The 17489-nt window shown below is 60.2% G+C and carries 17 protein-coding genes; 9 read left to right on the top strand and 8 right to left on the bottom strand.

The annotated features are described in order from the left end of the window. The 3 genes from ACM5SV_RS19425 to ACM5SV_RS19415 are packed head-to-tail and all read left to right on the top strand — an operon-like array spanning position 1 to position 2565. Complete coding sequence (locus ACM5SV_RS19425) at positions 1–1551, top strand: ABC transporter ATP-binding protein (protein WP_012760696.1); 1551 nt, start codon at positions 1–3, stop codon at positions 1549–1551. Then, a complete protein-coding gene (locus ACM5SV_RS19420) occupies positions 1551–2219 on the top strand; it encodes a cysteine hydrolase family protein (RefSeq protein ID WP_128438945.1) in 669 nt (222 codons plus the stop codon). Before ACM5SV_RS19425 ends, ACM5SV_RS19420 begins: the two co-directional genes overlap by 1 nt. Then, a complete protein-coding gene (locus tag ACM5SV_RS19415; protein ID WP_012760694.1) occupies positions 2212–2565 on the top strand; it encodes a cupin domain-containing protein in 354 nt (117 codons plus the stop codon). The genes ACM5SV_RS19420 and ACM5SV_RS19415 overlap by 8 nt, the downstream gene beginning before the upstream one ends. Positions 2566–2616: 51 nt before the next feature. Here the strand turns inward: ACM5SV_RS19415 and ACM5SV_RS19410 are convergent, their stop codons facing one another. From ACM5SV_RS19410 to ACM5SV_RS19395, 4 genes are all read right to left on the bottom strand, one after another. Further along, positions 2617–3408 (bottom strand): amino acid ABC transporter ATP-binding protein, encoded by a 792-nt coding sequence (locus ACM5SV_RS19410; RefSeq protein ID WP_012760693.1) that lies wholly within the window; start codon positions 3406–3408, stop codon positions 2617–2619. Continuing rightward, positions 3405–4073, bottom strand: coding sequence for an amino acid ABC transporter permease (locus ACM5SV_RS19405; RefSeq protein WP_222015377.1), 669 nt, complete (start codon positions 4071–4073; stop codon positions 3405–3407). The genes ACM5SV_RS19410 and ACM5SV_RS19405 overlap by 4 nt, the downstream gene beginning before the upstream one ends. Further along, positions 4070–4711: an amino acid ABC transporter permease gene (locus ACM5SV_RS19400; RefSeq protein ID WP_003555545.1), complete on the bottom strand. Its 642-nt coding sequence runs from the start codon at positions 4709–4711 to the stop codon at positions 4070–4072. Before ACM5SV_RS19400 ends, ACM5SV_RS19405 begins: the two co-directional genes overlap by 4 nt. A gap of 98 nt (positions 4712–4809) precedes the next feature. Next, on the bottom strand, positions 4810–5637 hold the full coding sequence (locus ACM5SV_RS19395) for a transporter substrate-binding domain-containing protein (protein WP_003555544.1): 828 nt from the start codon (positions 5635–5637) through the stop codon (positions 4810–4812). 228 nt (positions 5638–5865) lie between these two features. Here ACM5SV_RS19395 and ACM5SV_RS19390 point away from each other — a divergent pair, with 228 nt between their 5' ends. The 4 genes from ACM5SV_RS19390 to ACM5SV_RS19375 all read left to right on the top strand — a co-directional run bounded on the left by ACM5SV_RS19390 (position 5866) and on the right by ACM5SV_RS19375 (position 9547). Beyond that, the gene (locus ACM5SV_RS19390) at positions 5866–6573 is read left to right on the top strand and encodes a UTRA domain-containing protein (RefSeq protein WP_017997626.1); all 708 of its coding nucleotides are present in this window, start codon (positions 5866–5868) and stop codon (positions 6571–6573) included. 30 nt (positions 6574–6603) lie between these two features. After that, positions 6604–7542 (top strand): LysR family transcriptional regulator, encoded by a 939-nt coding sequence (locus ACM5SV_RS19385; protein WP_222015378.1) that lies wholly within the window; start codon positions 6604–6606, stop codon positions 7540–7542. Positions 7543–7655: 113 nt separating this feature from the next. Further along, entirely contained in the window at positions 7656–9011 is a 1356-nt protein-coding gene (locus tag ACM5SV_RS19380; protein ID WP_017997625.1) for an LLM class flavin-dependent oxidoreductase, read from the top strand. Further along, a complete protein-coding gene (locus ACM5SV_RS19375) occupies positions 9008–9547 on the top strand; it encodes a flavin reductase family protein (protein ID WP_012760690.1) in 540 nt (179 codons plus the stop codon). Before ACM5SV_RS19380 ends, ACM5SV_RS19375 begins: the two co-directional genes overlap by 4 nt. Here the strand turns inward: ACM5SV_RS19375 and ACM5SV_RS19370 are convergent. Next, complete coding sequence (locus ACM5SV_RS19370; protein WP_221963216.1) at positions 9524–10687, bottom strand: aminotransferase; 1164 nt, start codon at positions 10685–10687, stop codon at positions 9524–9526. The two genes, ACM5SV_RS19375 and ACM5SV_RS19370, sit on opposite strands and share 24 nt — an antisense overlap. 96 nt (positions 10688–10783) lie before the next feature. Here ACM5SV_RS19370 and speB point away from each other — a divergent pair, with 96 nt between their 5' ends. Continuing rightward, a complete protein-coding gene (gene speB / locus ACM5SV_RS19365) occupies positions 10784–11839 on the top strand; it encodes an agmatinase (protein ID WP_222015379.1) in 1056 nt (351 codons plus the stop codon). Between the two features lie 190 nt (positions 11840–12029). On the opposite strand, the gene ACM5SV_RS19360 is transcribed toward speB, so the two are convergent. Continuing rightward, positions 12030–12614 carry a cysteine hydrolase family protein gene (locus ACM5SV_RS19360; protein ID WP_020487190.1) on the bottom strand — a complete coding sequence of 195 codons (585 nt, stop codon included), beginning with the start codon at positions 12612–12614 and terminating at the stop codon, positions 12030–12032. An 80-nt stretch (positions 12615–12694) separates the two neighbouring features. Beyond that, the gene (locus ACM5SV_RS19355) at positions 12695–15082 is read right to left on the bottom strand and encodes a putative bifunctional diguanylate cyclase/phosphodiesterase (protein ID WP_041935964.1); all 2388 of its coding nucleotides are present in this window, start codon (positions 15080–15082) and stop codon (positions 12695–12697) included. A gap of 105 nt (positions 15083–15187) precedes the next feature. Here ACM5SV_RS19355 and ACM5SV_RS19350 point away from each other — a divergent pair, with 105 nt between their 5' ends. Continuing rightward, positions 15188–15994: a transporter substrate-binding domain-containing protein gene (locus ACM5SV_RS19350; RefSeq protein WP_003555533.1), complete on the top strand. Its 807-nt coding sequence runs from the start codon at positions 15188–15190 to the stop codon at positions 15992–15994. A gap of 75 nt (positions 15995–16069) precedes the next feature. Here the strand turns inward: ACM5SV_RS19350 and fdhA are convergent, their stop codons facing one another. Beyond that, complete coding sequence (gene fdhA / locus ACM5SV_RS19345; RefSeq protein ID WP_003555532.1) at positions 16070–17260, bottom strand: formaldehyde dehydrogenase, glutathione-independent; 1191 nt, start codon at positions 17258–17260, stop codon at positions 16070–16072. Positions 17261–17489 lie beyond the last annotated feature (229 nt).

Below are 17489 nucleotides of genomic sequence, written 5' to 3'. Positions count from 1 at the left end.
GTGAGCACAGTCCGCGACACGCCCCTTCCGCAAGCCGGCAAGGCCGTCGGCATCGAGACGCTCGATATGACCATGCGTTTCGGCAGCTTCACCGCGCTCGACAACGTCTCTATCGCCGTTCCGGCCGGCTCTTTTCACGCGCTTCTCGGCGAAAACGGCGCCGGCAAGTCGACGCTCGTCAAATGCATCATGGGCTTCTATCACGCCACGTCAGGCTCGTTGTCGGTCGACGGCCGCGAGGTGGCGGTCGCCTCACCCAAGGATGCCGCGACCTATGGGCTCGGCATGGTCTACCAGCATTTCACACTGGTTCCCTCTCTGACCGGTGCGGAAAACCTGGTCATCAGCCGCACCGAAGTGCCCGCGGTGATCAACTGGCCCAGGGAACGCAAGGATCTGGCGGCTTTCATGGAGCGCATGCCGTTCAAGATCCCGCTCGACAGGCCGGTGAGCGAGCTTGCCGCCGGCGAAAAACAGAAGCTCGAAATCGTCAAGCAGCTCTATCTCGGCCGTTCCTTCCTCGTCCTCGACGAGCCGACCTCGGTGCTGACGCCGGCCGAAGCCGATGAGATGCTCGGCATCGTCCGCGGGATGACCGAGCGCGGCGAGCTCACCGTGCTGATGATCTCCCACAAGTTCCACGAGGTGACGAAGTTCGCTGATGCCGTCTCGATCCTGCGGCGCGGCAAGCTGGTCGGCACCGGCAAGGTCGGCGAGCTCTCCACCGCCGAGATGGCGGCGATGATGATCGGCGACGTCAAGCTCGCCGAGCTCGACAGCCGTCTGCCGGTGGCGGAAGCGGCCAAATCCGTGCTCACTGTGACCCAGGTGAAAGCTCCGGATCGCTCCGGCCTGAAGACGATCGAGATCGACGCGCTGACGGTCCGCTCCGGTGAGATCGTCGGCATCGCCGGCATATCCGGCAACGGCCAGAAGGAGCTGACGGAAATTCTGGCCGGCCAGCGCCCGACCGATAGCGGCCAGGTCATGGTCAATGGCGAGACTTACGGCGCCACCCGTGAGGAGACCCGCAAGAACAGGGTGCGTTTCATCCCCGAAGAGCCGTTGCAGAATGCCTGTGCGCCCAAGATGACCGTGAGCGAGAACCTTGCGTTCCGCACCTTCGATTTGAAGCTGGACGGCAAGGACGCGATCTGGCTGAACAAGGGCAGCATGAAGAAGCGTGCCTCGGCGCTGATCTCCGACTTCAAGGTCAAGACGGCCTCTTCCTCCTCGCCGATCGCAGCGCTCTCGGGCGGCAACGTGCAGCGGGCGGTGCTCGCCCGCGAACTGACCGGCGATGTCGATCTGCTGATAGTCTCCAACCCCTGTTTCGGCCTCGATTTCTCGGCCGTTGCCGAAATCCGCGCCCGGATCATGAAGGCCCGCAATTTGGGAGCCGCCGTGCTGCTGCTTTCGGAAGACCTCGACGAACTGCTCGAGATGTCCGACCGCATCATGGTCATTTCGGAAGGCAAGCTGGTTTACGAGACACCGGCGCGTTCGGCCGATATCGGCGTGATCGGCGCCCACATGGCGGGGCATCATTGATGATGGGGATCAAGGCAGAACCCTTCGCCTTTCCGGTGAAACATGATGAGCTCGCCCTCATCGTCATCGACATGCAGCGCGATTTTGCCGAGCCGGGCGGATTCGGCGCCAGCCTCGGCAACGATGTCAGCCGCATCACCAGGATCGTGCCCGATGTCAAACGCCTCATCCAGGGATTCCGCAATGCCGGCCTGCCTGTGATCCATACGATGGAGTGCCACCGGCCTGATCTCTCCGACCTGCCACCGGCCAAACGCGACCGCGGCAATCCTGCGCTCAGGATCGGCGACGAAGGCCCGATGGGCCGCATCCTGATCGCGGGCGAACCCGGCACGGCAATTCTTCCGGAGCTCGCTCCGGTGAAGGGCGAAGTCGTCATCGAAAAACCCGGCAAGGGCGCCTTCTACGCGACCGACCTCGGCACCGTGTTGCAGCAGAAGGGCATACGTCAGCTCGTCTTTGCCGGTGTCACCACCGAAGTCTGCGTGCAGACGACGATGCGCGAAGCAAACGACCGCGGCTATGAATGCCTGCTCGCCGAGGAGGCCACGGAAAGCTATTTCCCCGAATTCAAAGCCGCCGCCATCGCCATGATCCGCGCCCAGGGCGCGATCGTCGGCTGGACCGCCCATATCGACGACATTCTGGAAAGCATCGCCCATGCCTGAAACGACCCGCGAACGCCTGACCTCAGGCGGCTGGAAGGAGTTGGAATTCGGCCCTTTCCGCGATGCTGTCACCATTCACTGGATCCGCCCCTTCGAGGGCGATCAGCCGGGCGTGGCGCTGCTGAAATATGAGCCTGGCGCCTCCGTTCCCCGCCATCGCCACGAGGGGCTCGAGACCATCCTGGTGCTCGATGGCGTTCAATCCGACGAGACGGGCGATTACATCAGCGGCAGTTATATCGTCAATGCACCGGGCAGCGAACATTCGGTCTGGAGCGAGACCGGCTGTGTCGTGCTCATCCAGTGGGACCGGCCCGTCAAAATATTCGAAGACGACACTGCCTGAACCCGACGCCGGCCTTGAAGGTCTGCCCGACGATCCGAAAGGACATGAACGTCACAGCAGCATCGAGGCGCCGCGATCGATATAGGTATCCAGAAATTGCTCGAGGCGGGGATTTCTCGGCCGTTTGAAGACGTCCTGCGGCGGGCCGGTGAACAGCACCTTGCCGTGATCGAGAAAGATGATCTGCTGGCCGACCGTCGCGGCAAATCCGATCTCGTGGGAGACGACGACCATCGTCATGCCCTCGGCGGCGAGATCGCGCATGACGTTGAGCACCTCGCCGGTCAGCTCGGGATCAAGTGACGAGGTCGGCTCGTCAAACAGCATGATCTTCGGGTTGAGGGCTAGCGCCCGGGCGATGGCGACGCGCTGCTGTTGCCCTCCCGAGAGCTGCGACGGATAGTGCCCTGCCCTGCCCTCGAGGCCGACCTTGACGAGCTGGGCCATTGCCCGCTCCTCAGCATCCTTGCGGCTCATCTTGTGAACGGACTTCAGCGCCTCGCTGACATTGCCGAGCGCGGTCATATGCGGCCAGAGATTGAACTGCTGAAAAACCATGCCGATCTGGGATCGGATCCGCCGGTTCGCCGCCGCCGGCACCCGCTCCCGGACGCCCTTGGCGTTTTCCGCAAAGCCAAGCACCTCGCCGTTGACGGCAATCGTACCCTTCGTCGATTCCTCGAGAAACGCCATGCAGCGCAGCAGCGTACTCTTGCCGGATCCGGATGGGCCGATGACGCAGGAAACCTGTCCCTGAACGATGTCGAGGTCGATGCCCTGCAGCACGGTGGAACCGCCAAAGGTCTTGACGAGATTTTTGACTGCGATCGCAGGAATGCTCATATGTTGAAAAACCTGAATCTTGAGAGTTTCGTTTCGGCGAGGTGACCGAGCCAGCCGGTGATTTCCACCAGCGCCCAATAAAAAAGGGCAAGCACGAAGAGCGCCTCGACGAAAGCATATTGCTGCGAACCGATCGCACTCAACGTCGCCGTCAACTCCGGCACGGTGATGATGGACAGCACGGCCGTCTCCTTCATCAGGATGATCGTCATGTTGACCGAAGGCGGCAACACCAGCATGGTCATCTCCGGCAGCAATATGCGTCGGACGATCTGCCCTTGTGTCAGGCCAACGCACAGGCCGGCCTCGATATGTCCCTTCGGGACGGCGGCAAAGCCCGAACGGAAAATCTCGCTGAAATAAGCCGCGCCGTAGATGGAAAGGCCGATGACGCCGGCCGGGATCGGATCGAGTGACAATCCGACGAAGGGGCCGCCGTAGTAGACGAGGAATATCTGAATCAAGAAGGGCGTGCCGCGCAGCACTGCGATGACAACGCCGAATGCCTTGTCCGGGACAACGCCGCCAAAACGCCTGGCAACGGCAACAAGGAAGCCGAGCGCGGCAGCGGTCGGCGTGGTGACGATCCAGATGACGATGGTGAGCCATGCGCCGCTGAGGATTTCCGGAAAATTGTTGAAAATCACATTGATGTCGAAGGTCATCGCGGCACTCCCGGCAGGGAGCGTTCGATCAGGCCGCCCGCAAGGGCGACGATCCAATTGATGATGAAATAGATTAGACCGGCGGAAGCGAAAATCTCAAGCGGCAGGAAGGTGCTGCCGGCAAGATCCTGGGCCATGCGCGTCAGCTCGATGACGCCCACGACCGAGACCAGCGAAGACGCTTTCAGGATAAGGATCGCTTCGTTGACGAGTGCTGGAAAGGTCAGGCGCAGGGCGATCGGGGCCTTGATACGACGGAAGATCTGAACGGGACTCATGCCAACCATTTCGGCAGATTCGACCAGGCCCATGGGAACGCTGGCAAAACCGCCGCGCAGATTTTCAGCTTGGTAGGCTGCCGTACACAGCGACAGACCAACGATGGCCGCAACGATGCTCGGCACGTTGATGTCGATCGCCGGCAGCAGGTTATAGATCAGCAACAGCTGCACCAGCAGCGGCACTCCGCGAAAAAAACTGATGAAAATCTTCGCCGGCAGCACCAAAAGCCGTTGCTGCGAAAGCAACATGGCGGAAATAACGATCGCGATCGCAAAGCCGATCAGGATAGAAACCACGCTGATCGTCACCGTGTAGATCGAGGCTTGCAGAAGCAGTTCGAAAAGCTTGATGGACATGGGCGATGTTTGCCTGGGCGCTGCGGCCGTGAACTCTGATGCCACGGCAGATTGCGCCCCGACCACTGGCGGGGCGCGTTCGTTTCACCGGCGGCAAATCAGAATGCCGGGTCCTTGACAGCATCAGGCGTATCGAAAGATGCACCAAACCACTTCTTCTGCAGCTCTGCCATGCGCCCGTCTGCCTTGATCTTGAGCATCGCGGCGTCGATCGCATCCATCAGGGGCGCATGGTCGGCATCCTTGAGACCGATGAAGCCGAAATAGGACTTCTTGCCGAATGGCGGCAGGACGACTTCGAAGGTGCCCTTTCGCTGGCTGGCGACGAAGGCGATATTCGGCAGCGAGTTGGCAACGCCGGCAATACGGCCGGCGGCGAGGTCGGCGTAGGATTCGGTAAAGGCGGGATATTCGCGCACGTCGACCTTGGTCGGCAGCGTGGCGGAGAATTCCTTCAGCTGGTCGAGCTGCGCAGTTGCCTTGCCGACACCGATCGTCTTGCCGGCAATATCTTCCGGCTTGCTGATCGTCGTGTCGCCAGCCTTCTTCAGAATGGCAATCGTTGCTTCGGCGATCGGCGGCGTGAAGCGATAGCGCTCCATGCGCTTCTTGGTGATCGTTGCAGGACCTGCGACGACATCGAACTTGCCGGCCTCGAGCGCCGGGAAGACGCCGTCCCAGGGAAGGGCGACCCACTCGATCTTGACGCCGAGTTCCTTGCCGATCTCGGCAAAGAGGTCGACGTTCAAGCCCGTGTGTTCGCCGGCATCGATATAGTCGAACGGTGCGAAAGCCGTTTCGGTGCCGACCTTGAGGGTGCCGGCTGCCTTGACGGCTGCCAGCGTGTCGGCGGCATGGGCGGAAACGGCTGCTCCGAGCAGGAACGCGGCGCCGACCAGACCCTTCAGCAGTGAATGTGCCTTCATGATCATCTCTCCAGTTTTTATTCCCCCGGCGGAGGAGTTTTTGTTCCCGACTTCGATTTCCTCTGCGCGGATTTCTATGCTCCGCTTTTGACTATACAAATAGATATAGGCTGGCCTAGAGTGTCAATGTAAAAGACGAGGAACGCAAAATTTGTGCCGGGTGGCGTCGATCTCGCTGGCATGACCGTTCCCGTATTTATGGTCGCTGACGCCGGATGAGGTGCGGGCTTGGTGTCGATTTATCAACGTATTTTCACCGATGTCGAGACGAAGATCATCAGCGGCGATTGGCGGCCCGGTGACCGTATTCCCGTCGAACACGAACTCGCGGCGGAATATCGGTGCTCGCGGATGACCGTCAGCAAGGCGCTGTCGGCGCTTGCCGAGCGCGGCATGATTGTCAGACGGCGCAAGACAGGTTCGTTTGTCGCATCGCCCCAGATCGACCGCACGGTGATGGATATCCAGGATATCAGCACCGAAGCGGAACTGGCCGGGCACGAACACCGCTTCGAAATCCTCGCCCGCAAGATCGAGCGCCTTGGAGAGGCGGAGGCGCAGCAGCTGTCGGAACCTGCCGATGCAGAAGTCCTCAGGCTCCAATGCCTGCATATCGTCGATGGCAGGCCGAATGCCATCGAGCGGCGGATCATCATGCTCGATGCTGTCCCACGGGCGAGAGAGGAGAGCTTTGCTTCAACTCCGCCCGGCAAATGGCTGCTTGACGAGGTTCCCTGGTCCAAGGCCAAACATGTCATTCGCGCCGTTTCGGCCGACACCACGACGGCGCGGATCCTGCAGACGGAACGCGGCGAGGCCTGCCTTAGCCTCATCCGCCAGACCTGGCAGAACGGTCGTACGGTGACCTATGTCGAGTTCACCCATCCAGGCGACCGGTTCCAGTTTGCGGGGACGTTTCATCCGGCAGCAAATTGAGCTCGACGCCAATCACGAGAGGTTCTGCAAGTGACCGATGAGCGCCTCAAGGCGATCCCGCTGAAAAGTTTGCAGGCGTTCGAGGCGGTGGGGCGCTGCGGCGGCGTGACGGCAGCGGCGCTGGAGCTCAGGGTTTCGCCGGGCGCCATCAGCCAGCAGATCCGCAAGATCGAAAGCTTTCTTGGAATTTCGCTTCTGGAACGCAGCGGGCGAACCGTCGAGCTGACCGCCTGGGGCCGGCTCTACCATCAGGAGATATCGAAGGGGTTCGAGCAATTTGCGCTGGCCCAGCAATTGTTGGAAAAGGCGCGCAACGAGACGGCGCTGGTGCTCAGTGCGCTTTCCTCCGTCGTCAACAAATGGATCGGCAGGCGCATCTTCGACTGGCAGGCGCTTCATCCCGAAGTTCCAGTGAGGATTATCGGACGCGACAAAGAGCCCCGGATCGGTTTCGACGATGTCGATTTCCGCGTCAGCTATGGATCGGACGTCCTCCAGCACGAACACTATACCGAACTGTTCCGCGATTGGGTGGTGCCTGCCTGCTCGCCGGCGCTGATGCAGGATCGCGCGCATGCGGCTCGCGATCTTTTCGAAAAGCCCCTCCTCCATGTCGAGTGGGAACGGCACTTCACCCCTTATCCCAGCTGGGCGGAGTTTGCCGCCAAGGCCGGTGTCCCCCTCGATGCGTCGTCGCCGGGCCTTTCCTTCACTCTTTCGAGCAGCGCGATTGATGCTGCTGTCAACAAGCGCGGCGTCGTGCTCGCACAAATGTCGATGATATCAGACGAGCTTGAAGCGCAAACGCTGGTCATTCCCGTCGACCTGCGCATTGCACTGCGCGAAAGCTATTTTCTCGCCTGGGACCGTGCGGCCTTGCAGAAGCCCCACGGGCACGAATTCCGCGAGTGGCTCATTGCTATTTCCCGTCAGCAGGCCCTGGCGTCAGCGCCTAAGCCGATACTTTAGAAAAACTAAAACGGAACCTAGCTGAGCGATATTGATGAAAATTTGCGCCTGGCGATAATTTACGCAGTCGCCCTCCACCGTTGGCGGCGTGGCCGACATAGCAGGAGAGCTCGATGGCGCGAACCGACAAGATGAAACTCGGGACTTTCGTCTACACATTCGGCTTTCACCCGGCCTCCTGGCTGCATCCGGCAAGCGACGTCAATGGCGCCAACGACTTCGCCCATCTGCTCGATGTCGCCAAACGATCCGAGGCGGCCAAATTCGATTTCATGTTCATGGCGGATTCTCCTGCCGCTGCCGTCGGCGATCCGAAAGCGCTTGCCCGCATTCCAACCAAGATGAACCGTTTCGAACCGCTGTCGCTGCTTTCGGCTCTGGCGGTCACCACCAATGACCTCGGTCTCGTGGCGACGGTATCGACGAGTTATTACGAACCATACAATGTCGCGCGCTTGTTCGCCTCGATCGACCATCTGAGTAAGGGCCGTGTCTGCTGGAATGTCGTCACCTCCGACCACGACGAAACCGGCTACAATTTCAATCGTGAAGGGCTCGACCCGCATGCGTTACGCTACGAGCGTGGCAACGAGTTCGTCGATGTCGTATTCGGTCTTTGGGACAGCTTCGAGGACGGCGCACTGCTTCTCGACCGTGAAAACGGTGTCTACTACGACAAGGACAAGCACCACACGCTCAATCACAAAGGCACGCACTTCCAGGTTCGCGGACCCCTCAACATCGCGCGAACGCCCCAGGGCCGTCCTGTCATCGCCCAGGCGGGCGGTTCGGAACCCGGAATGGACATGGCGGCACGCACGGCGGAGATCGTCTTCAGCCTGGCATCGAATATCGACCGAAACCGGACCTTCTACGAAAACGTCAAGAGCCGGATGCCGGCCCATGGGCGCGATCCGGACGATCTGAAAATCATGCCGGGCATCGTGATCAACGTCGGTGAAACTGAAGCCGAGGCAAAGGCGAAGGTGGATTATCTGATCGACAAGATGCATCCGGATGTCGGCCGGCTGATGCTCTCCGAATTCCTCGAGGCGGACCTGCGCGACGTCGCACTCGACAAGCCTTTCCCCATGGATCGGCTGCCGGCGGCGCCCAAGGGATCACGCGCCTTGTTCGACGAGCTGGTCGATTTCGTCAGAAGCGGCCGCACCGTCGGCGAGCTCATCCGGCACTATGCCGAGAAGCATACCGGAAATGGCATGACGGGCACGCCGGCCCAGATTGCCGACTTCATGGAGGAATGGTTCGAAACGCGCGCCGCCGACGGCTTCATCCTGATGTTTCCGACCTTGCCGTCCAGCCTCGACGACTTCGTGCGGCTTGTCCTGCCAGAGCTTCGACGCCGCGGGCTGTTCCGCGAGGAATACGAAGGCAAGACCTTGCGCGAAAACCTCGGTCTTTCAATGCCGGTAAACCGCTTTGCCAAAACAAAAGAGCCAGCCCGATGAGTGTCGAGGCTTTGATCAGCGAAGCGGACTTCAAGCTTTCGATGCGTCATCTGGCGGGTGCCGTCAGCGTGATTACGGTCGGCGACGGGCAACACCGCACCGGCTTCACGGCAACGTCGGTCTCCTCGCTATCGGCGGAGTTGCCGTCCGTCATCGTCAGCGTCAACCGAGCGTCTTCCTCATGGCCGGCGCTGCAGCGGTACGGCTGCTTCTGCGTCAACGTGCTCGCCGCCGACCAGCAACAGGTGGCGCAATCCTTTGCCGGTCTTGACGGACGAAAGGGCGCCGAACGCTACGGCGGTGCAGGATGGTATCGCCTCAAGACCGGCGCGGCCGCCCTTGAAAACGCCCTGACGGTCCTGGACTGCAAGCTCGAAACCGCTTTCCACTACAATTCCCATGCCATTTTGGTCGGACATGTTTGCGCAATGGAAATCCGGCAGGGCATAGGGCCGCTGCTCTACTGGCGCGGCGGCTATCATGAACTTCCGGCGGAGGTTGATCAAAACGGTCTAGCGAAGGCGCTCGGACAATAGCCCAATCGAGGCGACATCCGCATTGGCAAAGGCAAGTCTGAGGTAACGCTCCTGGCCCTCGCCGAAATAGGCGCCGGGCAAACAAACGATGCCGGATTCCTTGGCGAGTTTCTCGGCAACTTCGGAAGACGATCGATCGGCGTGGGGATGGCGGACAAAGGCGAAATAGGCGCCAATCGCACCGATCTCCCAATCCGGCAGCCCGGAAAAGACCAACCTCAAAGCGTCCGCCCGGCGAGCAATCTCCAGCCGGTTGCCGGCCCGCCAATCGGCAAGCGCCGGGATCGCCGATGCAACGGCGATCTGGGCCGAGCGCGGCGCGCAGATCTGCATATTGTCCATCACCTTGGCGATCTCGGCGATGAGTTTAGGCCCTGCCGTGATTGCACCCAGCCTGTGACCGGGGATGCAGAAGGATTTCGAGAAGCTGTAGAGAAGAACGAGCGTGTCTTCCCAGCCCGGCTCTGAGAGGAGTGAGTGTGGCCGTCCGTTATCCTCGCCGAGGAAATCGCGATAGGTTTCATCGAGGATCAGCCAGGCGCCGTATCTCCGGCAGAGAACGAAAAGCTCATGCAGCAGGCTCGGCGGATACACGGCCCCGGTGGGATTGTTTGGTGTGACGACGGCAAGCATCTTCGCGCCGGCCGCAAGGGCCGCCTCGGCCGAACCTGGATCGGGAAGAAAGCCGAAGGCTGGGTCGCAATCGACCAGCCGTCGACCGATCCCCAGCATCGACAGCGTCGTATCGTGATTGAAATAGAAGGGATTGGTCAGCGCGACGGTATCGCCGGCGCCGGCAAGCGAGATTGCCGAACACATGAACGCCTGATTGCAGCCGGCGGTAATGTGGATATTGCCGGCGGAAAGGTCGGCGCCGTAAAATTCGGCAACGTGAGCCGCGTAGGTCTTGCGCAATAAAGGTTCGCCCTCGATCGGCCCGTATCCTGTCATCGCCTGTTGCCCAGCCGCCTCGGCGAGAAGCCGAAGCATCTCCGGATGCGCGGGATAGCCGGGCACAGCTTGCGACAAATCGATGAGTGGCCCTTTTCCCCCCTTGTATTCGTGGCTCCAGGCGACGACGGAAGGAATGGGCGGGGCAGAGAGGCGGGCAACGAGGGAATTGGGTTTTGCAGCGATCATATCGATTTCTCTTTGATACCGATTGCTACAACGATACCAATTGTTTTCTCAACCTCTTTGTCTGACGAGACGGACCTGAAGCGGAGACGCATGCATATGGTGTGGGATAAAACGCGGCTCGAGCAACTGCGCGCAGAATTTGCAGACGCCAATGGCGGCGAGATATTCGATGAGAAGTTTCGCAAAGTAGCGGAGAAGATCATCTCCAAGAGCGGCACGAGACTGGCGCCATACGCCGGAGTGCCGACCTTCCTCAGCGCACCCTACATGCAGGTCGCGGCCGATGATCCGGATTTCGGCAATCTCCAGGTTGCGATCACCGGGATCCCCATGGATCTTGGCGTCACCAATCGTCCAGGCTCGCGTTTCGGACCGAGAGCACTTCGCGCCATCGAAAGGATCGGCCCCTACAATCATGTTCTCGCTACGGCGCCGGTCTTCGATCTTCGGGTCGCCGATATCGGCGACATATCGTTCCAAAGCCGTTACCGGTTAGAACTCAGCCACGACGACATCGAAAAGCGGATCGGCCAGATCGTCGATGCCGGCGTGGCCCCGCTTTCCGTCGGAGGCGATCATTCCATCAGCCACCCGATATTGAAGGCCATCGGCCGGCACCAACCGGTCGGCCTCATCCATATTGATGCCCATTGCGATACAAGCGGCGCTTTCGATCAGACGAAGTTTCATCACGGTGGGCCGTTCCGCAATGCGGTGCTTGACGGCGTGCTCGATCCGACACGGACTATCCAGATCGGCATCCGCGGTTCAGCGGAATATTTGTGGGAATTCTCCTACGCTTCGGGAATGACCGTGATCCACGCAGAGGACATCAGCGGAATGGGGATTGCGGCCGTCATTGCCAAGACAAAATCCATCGTCGGCGACGGCCCCACCTATCTTTCCTTCGACGTCGACAGCCTCGATCCGAGCTTTGCGCCCGGCACGGGCACGCCCGAGGTCGGTGGATTGACCACGCGTGAAGTCCTTGAACTGATACGCGGACTGAAGGGGATAAACCTGGTGGGTGGTGACGTCGTCGAAGTCGCCCCGCAATATGACGCAACGACCAACACGGCGCACGCCGCAGCACAGGTGCTCTTTGAGGTCCTGAGCCTCATGGTGTTTAGTCCATCGATCGGCAGGCGCTAAGGCCGACCTCTCGGTCATCCGTGGCAACTGGCCGGATGGGCCAAGATCATATCATTCGCACCTAGCAATGACGGAAGCAGGGAATCTCACGCCCATGGTCGTCGCCACCGACGCCTCCCGTCATGCAGCCACTGTCGGTGGAGGCGATGAGCAGTATTACGGCGAAGCCTTCATCGTCACGCCAAGCGTACTAGCCAACGCATCTCAAAAACTCTTCGGTATCCATGAGTTCGAGCTGCACGGAAAACCGATCGTGCAGAAGTTCCAGTGACGCGTCATGCGTATCGTCGGCGCCGCTACAGACGGCGTCGTTCAGCACGATGACACGATAGCCGAGATCGATCGCGCCGAGCGTCGTGGCAAGCACGCAGACATCCGTTTCACCGCCCGTTATCACAAGCGTATCGACCCGCTCCGACTGAAGGATCGGATGCAGGCGGCCGTCGATCCAAGGCGAATAAGTGCGTTTGTCGAAGTGCCTTGCCGGCGGAACCAACGAGGCCAGCGATGGGGCGAGATCTATGAAGCCGCGCGGAAGATGTTCGCCCGTCATCATCCACCATTTCTGGTAATAATCCCGCCATTTCCCCGGCATGTCGTCCGCACGCTCGGGTGGCAGGAAGCGGGTAAAGATCGTTCGCGACGGATGCCGCCCGGCCAGCTCTTCGATCTGGGGAGAGATCTGTACCATCCAGGGAACGTGCCACGGCGTGTCTTCGGCAAACATCCGCTGCATGTCGACGCAAAGGTGCCGCCATTCCCCGACCTCGCCCATCACATCCTCCATTCGGTCTTCGCGCGTCAACCGCGACGCGGGGCGAAAGTTCCCCTAGCCTGCGGAAGATCTGAAGCCTCTCACGCGACGGCGCCTCGGGCGGTCGTCAGTAACCCAGCGGCGCTTTCAGCTTTCCGGAAACTATCAAGCTCGCCAATAGGAACGGGTTTGGAGAAGAAGTAGCCTTGGAGGTCGGTGCAGCCGAGGGCGGCCAGAAAGTCGCGTTGATAATCGGTTTCGACCCCTTCGGCCGTCGTCGAGATACCGAGGTTACGGCTGAGCGCGACGATGGCGCCAATGATTGCCGCCCCATTGGCCTTGGTGCCGAGCTGTGAGACGAACGATCGATCGATCTTGATGCGGTCGATATCGAAGCGCAGGAGATGGCTGAGGCATGAAAAGCCAGTTCCGAAATCATCCAGCGAAACCTGGACACCCCGGCTGCGCAACGACTTCAGCACCGTATAAACGTCCGAGTTGTCCTCGATCAGTGAGGACTCGGTGAGTTCGAGCTCGAGCCGGGACGGCTGCAGACCGCTCTCCTCAAGCACGGCGAAAACTTCCTCGGCGAAATTCGGTCTTCTCAACTGGGCAGGAGACACGTTGACCGCAACAAACGTGTCCTCCGGCCATTTGCAGGCGGCTCTGCAGGCTTCGCGCAAGACCCAGAAACCGAGAGCGTCGATGAGGCCGCCCTCCTCGGCGACAGGGATGAAGCTGGCAGGCGTCAACAGCCCGCGCTGACTGTGACGCCAACGCACGAGAGCTTCCGCGCCCGACGCCGCGTATCCTGCCTCAGCGCGATGGACCGTTTGGTAATAGACCTCGAGCGATCCGAAGTCCGGCCGGTTCGAAACCGGATCGGCGTGTGGACCATCTGAGGCCATGCCTTTGGCCAGAACTTCCCGCAATTCGTTCTTGAGAATGTCGCGTGCATTTCGGCCGCCGTCCATGGACGGTGAATAGAGACGCCACTGGCCTCGGCCGCCCATCTTTGCCTCGTACAGCGCGACGTCGGCGTAGCGCATGATGTCATCGGCATTCCGCCCGGCATCCGGCACGACGGTCACGCCGATCGAGCCGCCGACGCGCGCAACCGCTTCGCCGCGCAAAAGCGGGAAGGGTTTGCCAAGTTCGGCAACGATCGCTTCGCATATTGCCGGCAAAACGTGGTCATGATCTTTGATGTCCCGGAGAAGCAGCGCAAATTCGTCGCCCCCTAGCCGGGCAAGCGTGTCGCCCGGACGAAGCAGCGAGCGGATCCGCTCGGCGGCCATCCTGATGAGTTCATCGCCGGCGGCATGGCCGAATGTGTCGTTCACCGCTTTGAAGCGATCGAGGTCGAGAAGTGCGACCGCCGAGCGCTCGGTCGAATTCTGCGTCTCGGCCAGGCACTCGTCGAATCTCATAGCGAACAAAGCGCGGTTGGGAAGATCGGTGAGCACATCATGCAAGGCAAGCTGCCTTGCATGCAGCTCGCTTTTCTTCAACTCGCCGAGACTCCTTCGCAGGCGCACCAGCAAGACCGAGAACAGGATCGCGATCACCAAGGCGGCAATCGAAAGCGCCGGCATCAATCGACCGATCACCCTCGAACCTGGAAGATCCGGCCGCCATACGATAAAGCCGATCGGTTCGCCGTTTGCCGTGGCGTCAATCTGGAACGCAACCTCATTTTCGTCCGCATCGGCAGTGCGCGCGAAGCGGGCGCCGTTAAGGCCCTGTTGCCGGCTCAATTCGTCCAGCGCCGCACCATCGATAAAGCGCACGACGATCAGGAATTGCCGCATCGGCTGGCGCTGTCCCCCGGCAGCCTCGTTAATGGCGACGACGCCGACGATGGTCGGCCGGCCCTCGAGCCGCATCAGATTGGCCAGAGCACGGTTGGAATGGGCGGCGCTCGCAAGGCGGGCTTCCATTGAGGATGGCGTTCTTTCGTTCAAAGCCGTGCTTCGCCTGACCCCAAAGCGGGCATCCTGAAGGAGAGGCAAAAAGAGAGGCCTCATCCAGCGGTACCGCTTCTCCGTTTGGGCGTCCGCCAGCATGAGCAGTTGCGCCTTTTCATCGACAACAAAGGCCTGGTCGTAGCCGAACGCCGACATAGCCGTCTGGCCGATCGCACTCCCGGCTGCTGCCGTCAAAACGGCATCGAGGCCGGAGGAGCCTTCGGTCGAAAGGGCGGCAGGATAGACACGTGCGAGGTAGCCATTGCCGAACTGGCCGATAACATGCGCGACTTGATCGACCTGTTCGCGCAGGCGGGCATTCACAAGCTGACGCTGTCGATCGAGGGCTGCGGCATCGCTTTCGGTTCCTGCCCAGAGCGCCGAGAGTACGACAAGCCCGATCGCTCCGAGCCCGCTGACGGCAATAAGGAACAGAATTCTCCCGGAGGCGATCCAGGATTGCTGAAACGTATTGGAGCTGGAAGGAAGAACGATCTGCAAGCCTAGACCCCTGAACACCACGACACGGGCGCATTCGTCGACGCTAACAAAGAAGCGTTCACGTAGAATTAAAAGCTGTGGCCCACTATGGCGCGAGATCGACTATGCCCCAAGGAGCTCCCGACGATGTTGCGCATATCCATTCAGACCATATTGCGCGGAACGCTGATGGCGGGCGGGATCGGTGTCTTGTTAGCGGCGGCCGCGCCGCTCGAGGTGGCTGCGCAGGATCGCATGCCAATGAGAATTGCCGTCGAAGGTGCATTTCCGCCCTTCAACTATCTCGATTCAAACAACAAGCTTCAGGGCTTCGATATCGATATTGCCAATGCGCTGTGCGAGGTCGGCAAGTTTGAATGCCAATTTATCATCGAGAAGTGGGACGACATCATCCCCGATCTCGTTGCCGACAAATACGACGCGATCATCTCATCCATGTCGATGAGCCTTGAGCGACGTCAAAAGGTTGCCTTCACTGAAAAATACTACAACAGCCCGTCGGTGTTCATCGCCCGGAAGGATTCGTCGATCAGCGATGTCAGCCCCGCCGCCCTCAGCGACAAAATTCTTGGGGTGACGTCGTCGACAGCGCAGGAATCCTATGCCAACCATCTTTATCCGGCAATGAAAAAGACGGTGTTTCGGTCTTCGCCGGAATTGTACAAGGGTCTGGCGGATGGGAGCGTCGACATTATCCTCGAGGATAAACTGGCCATCTATGATTGGATTGCCAACACCAAGGCTGGAAGCTGCTGCGAGTTCAAGGGGCCGGACCTGGTCGACGTCACCTATTTTGGTGAAGGCGCCGGTATAGCGCTGCGCTTGGATGACAAGGAGCGTCTGACACGTCTGAACGAAGCGTTGAAGAGCATCCAGGCGGACGGAACCTATGACATGATCAACGCCAAATATTTCCCGTTCAGCATCCAGTAGTTCGCCGTCCAATTTTTCGAGAATGCGGAATGGCCGGGTTTTCGCCCGGCCATTCCTATGTGTGCAGTAATGTCGCTATGCGGCTTTCGCCACCTCGCCATGCGGATCGAGGACATATTTCGTCGCCGCTCCCTGGTCGAAGCTCTCATATCCATTGGCGGCATCGTCGAGCGGGATGACCTTGGCGTTGACGATATCGGCAATTGGCAGTCGGTCGTGGAGGATCGCCTGCATGAGTTGACGATTGTATTTGATCACCGGAGTCTGGCCGGTGTGGAAGGACTGCGCCTTGGCCCATCCGAGGCCGAAGCGAAGCGACAAATTGCCGTGTTTGGCGGCATTGTCGACAGCACCTGGATCCTCGGTAACGTAGAGGCCGGGAATGCCGATCGAACCGGCGGCACGGGTAATCTCCATCATCTGATTGAGCACGATCGCCGGCTGTTCCCCGCCCGAGTGGCCGCGGGCCTCGAAGCCGACAGCATCGATGGCGCTGTCCACTTCGTTGGTGCCGACGACCTGCGCGATCATGTCGCCAAGACGGTCGCTCTTCGACAGGTCGATCGGTTCGAAACCGACCTTCGCCGCATGCGCCAGACGGTCTTTGTTGAAGTCACCGATCATCACGACTGCGGCGCCGAGAATGCGAGCCGAAGCGGCAGCCGCAAGGCCGACGGGGCCTGCGCCTGCGACATAGACGGTCGAGCCGACGCCAACGCCTGCCCGCACTGCGCCATGGAAGCCGGTGGGCAGGATGTCGGAGAGCATGGTGAGATCCCGGATCTTCGCCATTGCCTTGTCCCGATCGGGGATTTTCAGCAGGTTGAAATCTGCGTAGGGAATGGTGACGTAGCGTGCCTGTCCGCCGATCCAGCCGCCCATGTCGACATAACCATAAGCACCGCCGGCGCGGGCCGGGTTTACCGTCAGGCAGACACCGGTATCCTGAGACTTGCAGCAGCGGCAGCGGCCGCAGGCGACATTGAAAGGCACCGAGACGATATCGCCGATTTCGAGCATCTCGACATCGATGCCTTTCTCGATGATCTCGCCGGTGATTTCATGACCAAGGACCAGGCCCGGCATCGCCGTCGTGCGGCCGCGGACCATGTGCTGATCGGAGCCGCAGATATTGGTAGAAATCACTTTCAGAATGACGCCGTGTTCGATGCGGCGGCCGTCAGGCGCTTCCAGCTTCGGGTCGTCGATGTCGCGAACTTCGACCTTGCCCGGCCGGAGATAGACGACGCCTCTATTTTTACTCATGAATTCCTCCCACTTGTTTGAATGCCTCGATCTGCAACCAATGCAGCCGATGGCAACCTTCCCTCCGGCCTGCCTCCTCAGCAGCCCGGTGTCCACAACACGAGGATACCGCCGCATCGGGCGATATTCGGATTTTGCAAAAGGGACAGATTGAATGGAGAAGAGGAGTAAACGCCATGGCTTTCGCCTGTCGTTCCGCTCGTGATCGTCTGCCTGCAATCCGTCGATT

This window comes from Rhizobium sp. CRRU65, assembly GCF_048551595.1.
Classification (GTDB): domain Bacteria; phylum Pseudomonadota; class Alphaproteobacteria; order Rhizobiales; family Rhizobiaceae; genus Rhizobium; species Rhizobium leguminosarum_J.
Note: the sequence above shows the minus strand (reverse complement) of the source record. Positions and strands in the feature narration are given on the sequence as shown.

Excerpts from the sequence above, each read along its gene's own strand:
- ACM5SV_RS19395 (WP_003555544.1), bottom strand. The coding sequence starts at position 5,637 with ATGAAGGCACATTCACTGCTGAAGGGTCTGGTCGGCGCCGCGTTCCTG.
- ACM5SV_RS19350 (WP_003555533.1), top strand. The coding sequence starts at position 15,188 with ATGTTGCGCATATCCATTCAGACCATATTGCGCGGAACGCTGATGGCG.
- ACM5SV_RS19420 (WP_128438945.1), top strand. The coding sequence starts at position 1,551 with ATGATGGGGATCAAGGCAGAACCCTTCGCCTTTCCGGTGAAACATGAT.
- ACM5SV_RS19370 (WP_221963216.1), bottom strand. The coding sequence starts at position 10,687 with ATGATCGCTGCAAAACCCAATTCCCTCGTTGCCCGCCTCTCTGCCCCG.
- ACM5SV_RS19405 (WP_222015377.1), bottom strand. The coding sequence starts at position 4,073 with ATGACCTTCGACATCAATGTGATTTTCAACAATTTTCCGGAAATCCTC.
- ACM5SV_RS19415 (WP_012760694.1), top strand. The coding sequence starts at position 2,212 with ATGCCTGAAACGACCCGCGAACGCCTGACCTCAGGCGGCTGGAAGGAG.
- ACM5SV_RS19360 (WP_020487190.1), bottom strand. The coding sequence starts at position 12,614 with ATGGGCGAGGTCGGGGAATGGCGGCACCTTTGCGTCGACATGCAGCGG.
- fdhA (WP_003555532.1), bottom strand. The coding sequence starts at position 17,260 with ATGAGTAAAAATAGAGGCGTCGTCTATCTCCGGCCGGGCAAGGTCGAA.
- ACM5SV_RS19375 (WP_012760690.1), top strand. The coding sequence starts at position 9,008 with ATGAGTGTCGAGGCTTTGATCAGCGAAGCGGACTTCAAGCTTTCGATG.
- ACM5SV_RS19400 (WP_003555545.1), bottom strand. The coding sequence starts at position 4,711 with ATGTCCATCAAGCTTTTCGAACTGCTTCTGCAAGCCTCGATCTACACG.
- speB (WP_222015379.1), top strand. The coding sequence starts at position 10,784 with ATGGTGTGGGATAAAACGCGGCTCGAGCAACTGCGCGCAGAATTTGCA.
- ACM5SV_RS19410 (WP_012760693.1), bottom strand. The coding sequence starts at position 3,408 with ATGAGCATTCCTGCGATCGCAGTCAAAAATCTCGTCAAGACCTTTGGC.
- ACM5SV_RS19380 (WP_017997625.1), top strand. The coding sequence starts at position 7,656 with ATGGCGCGAACCGACAAGATGAAACTCGGGACTTTCGTCTACACATTC.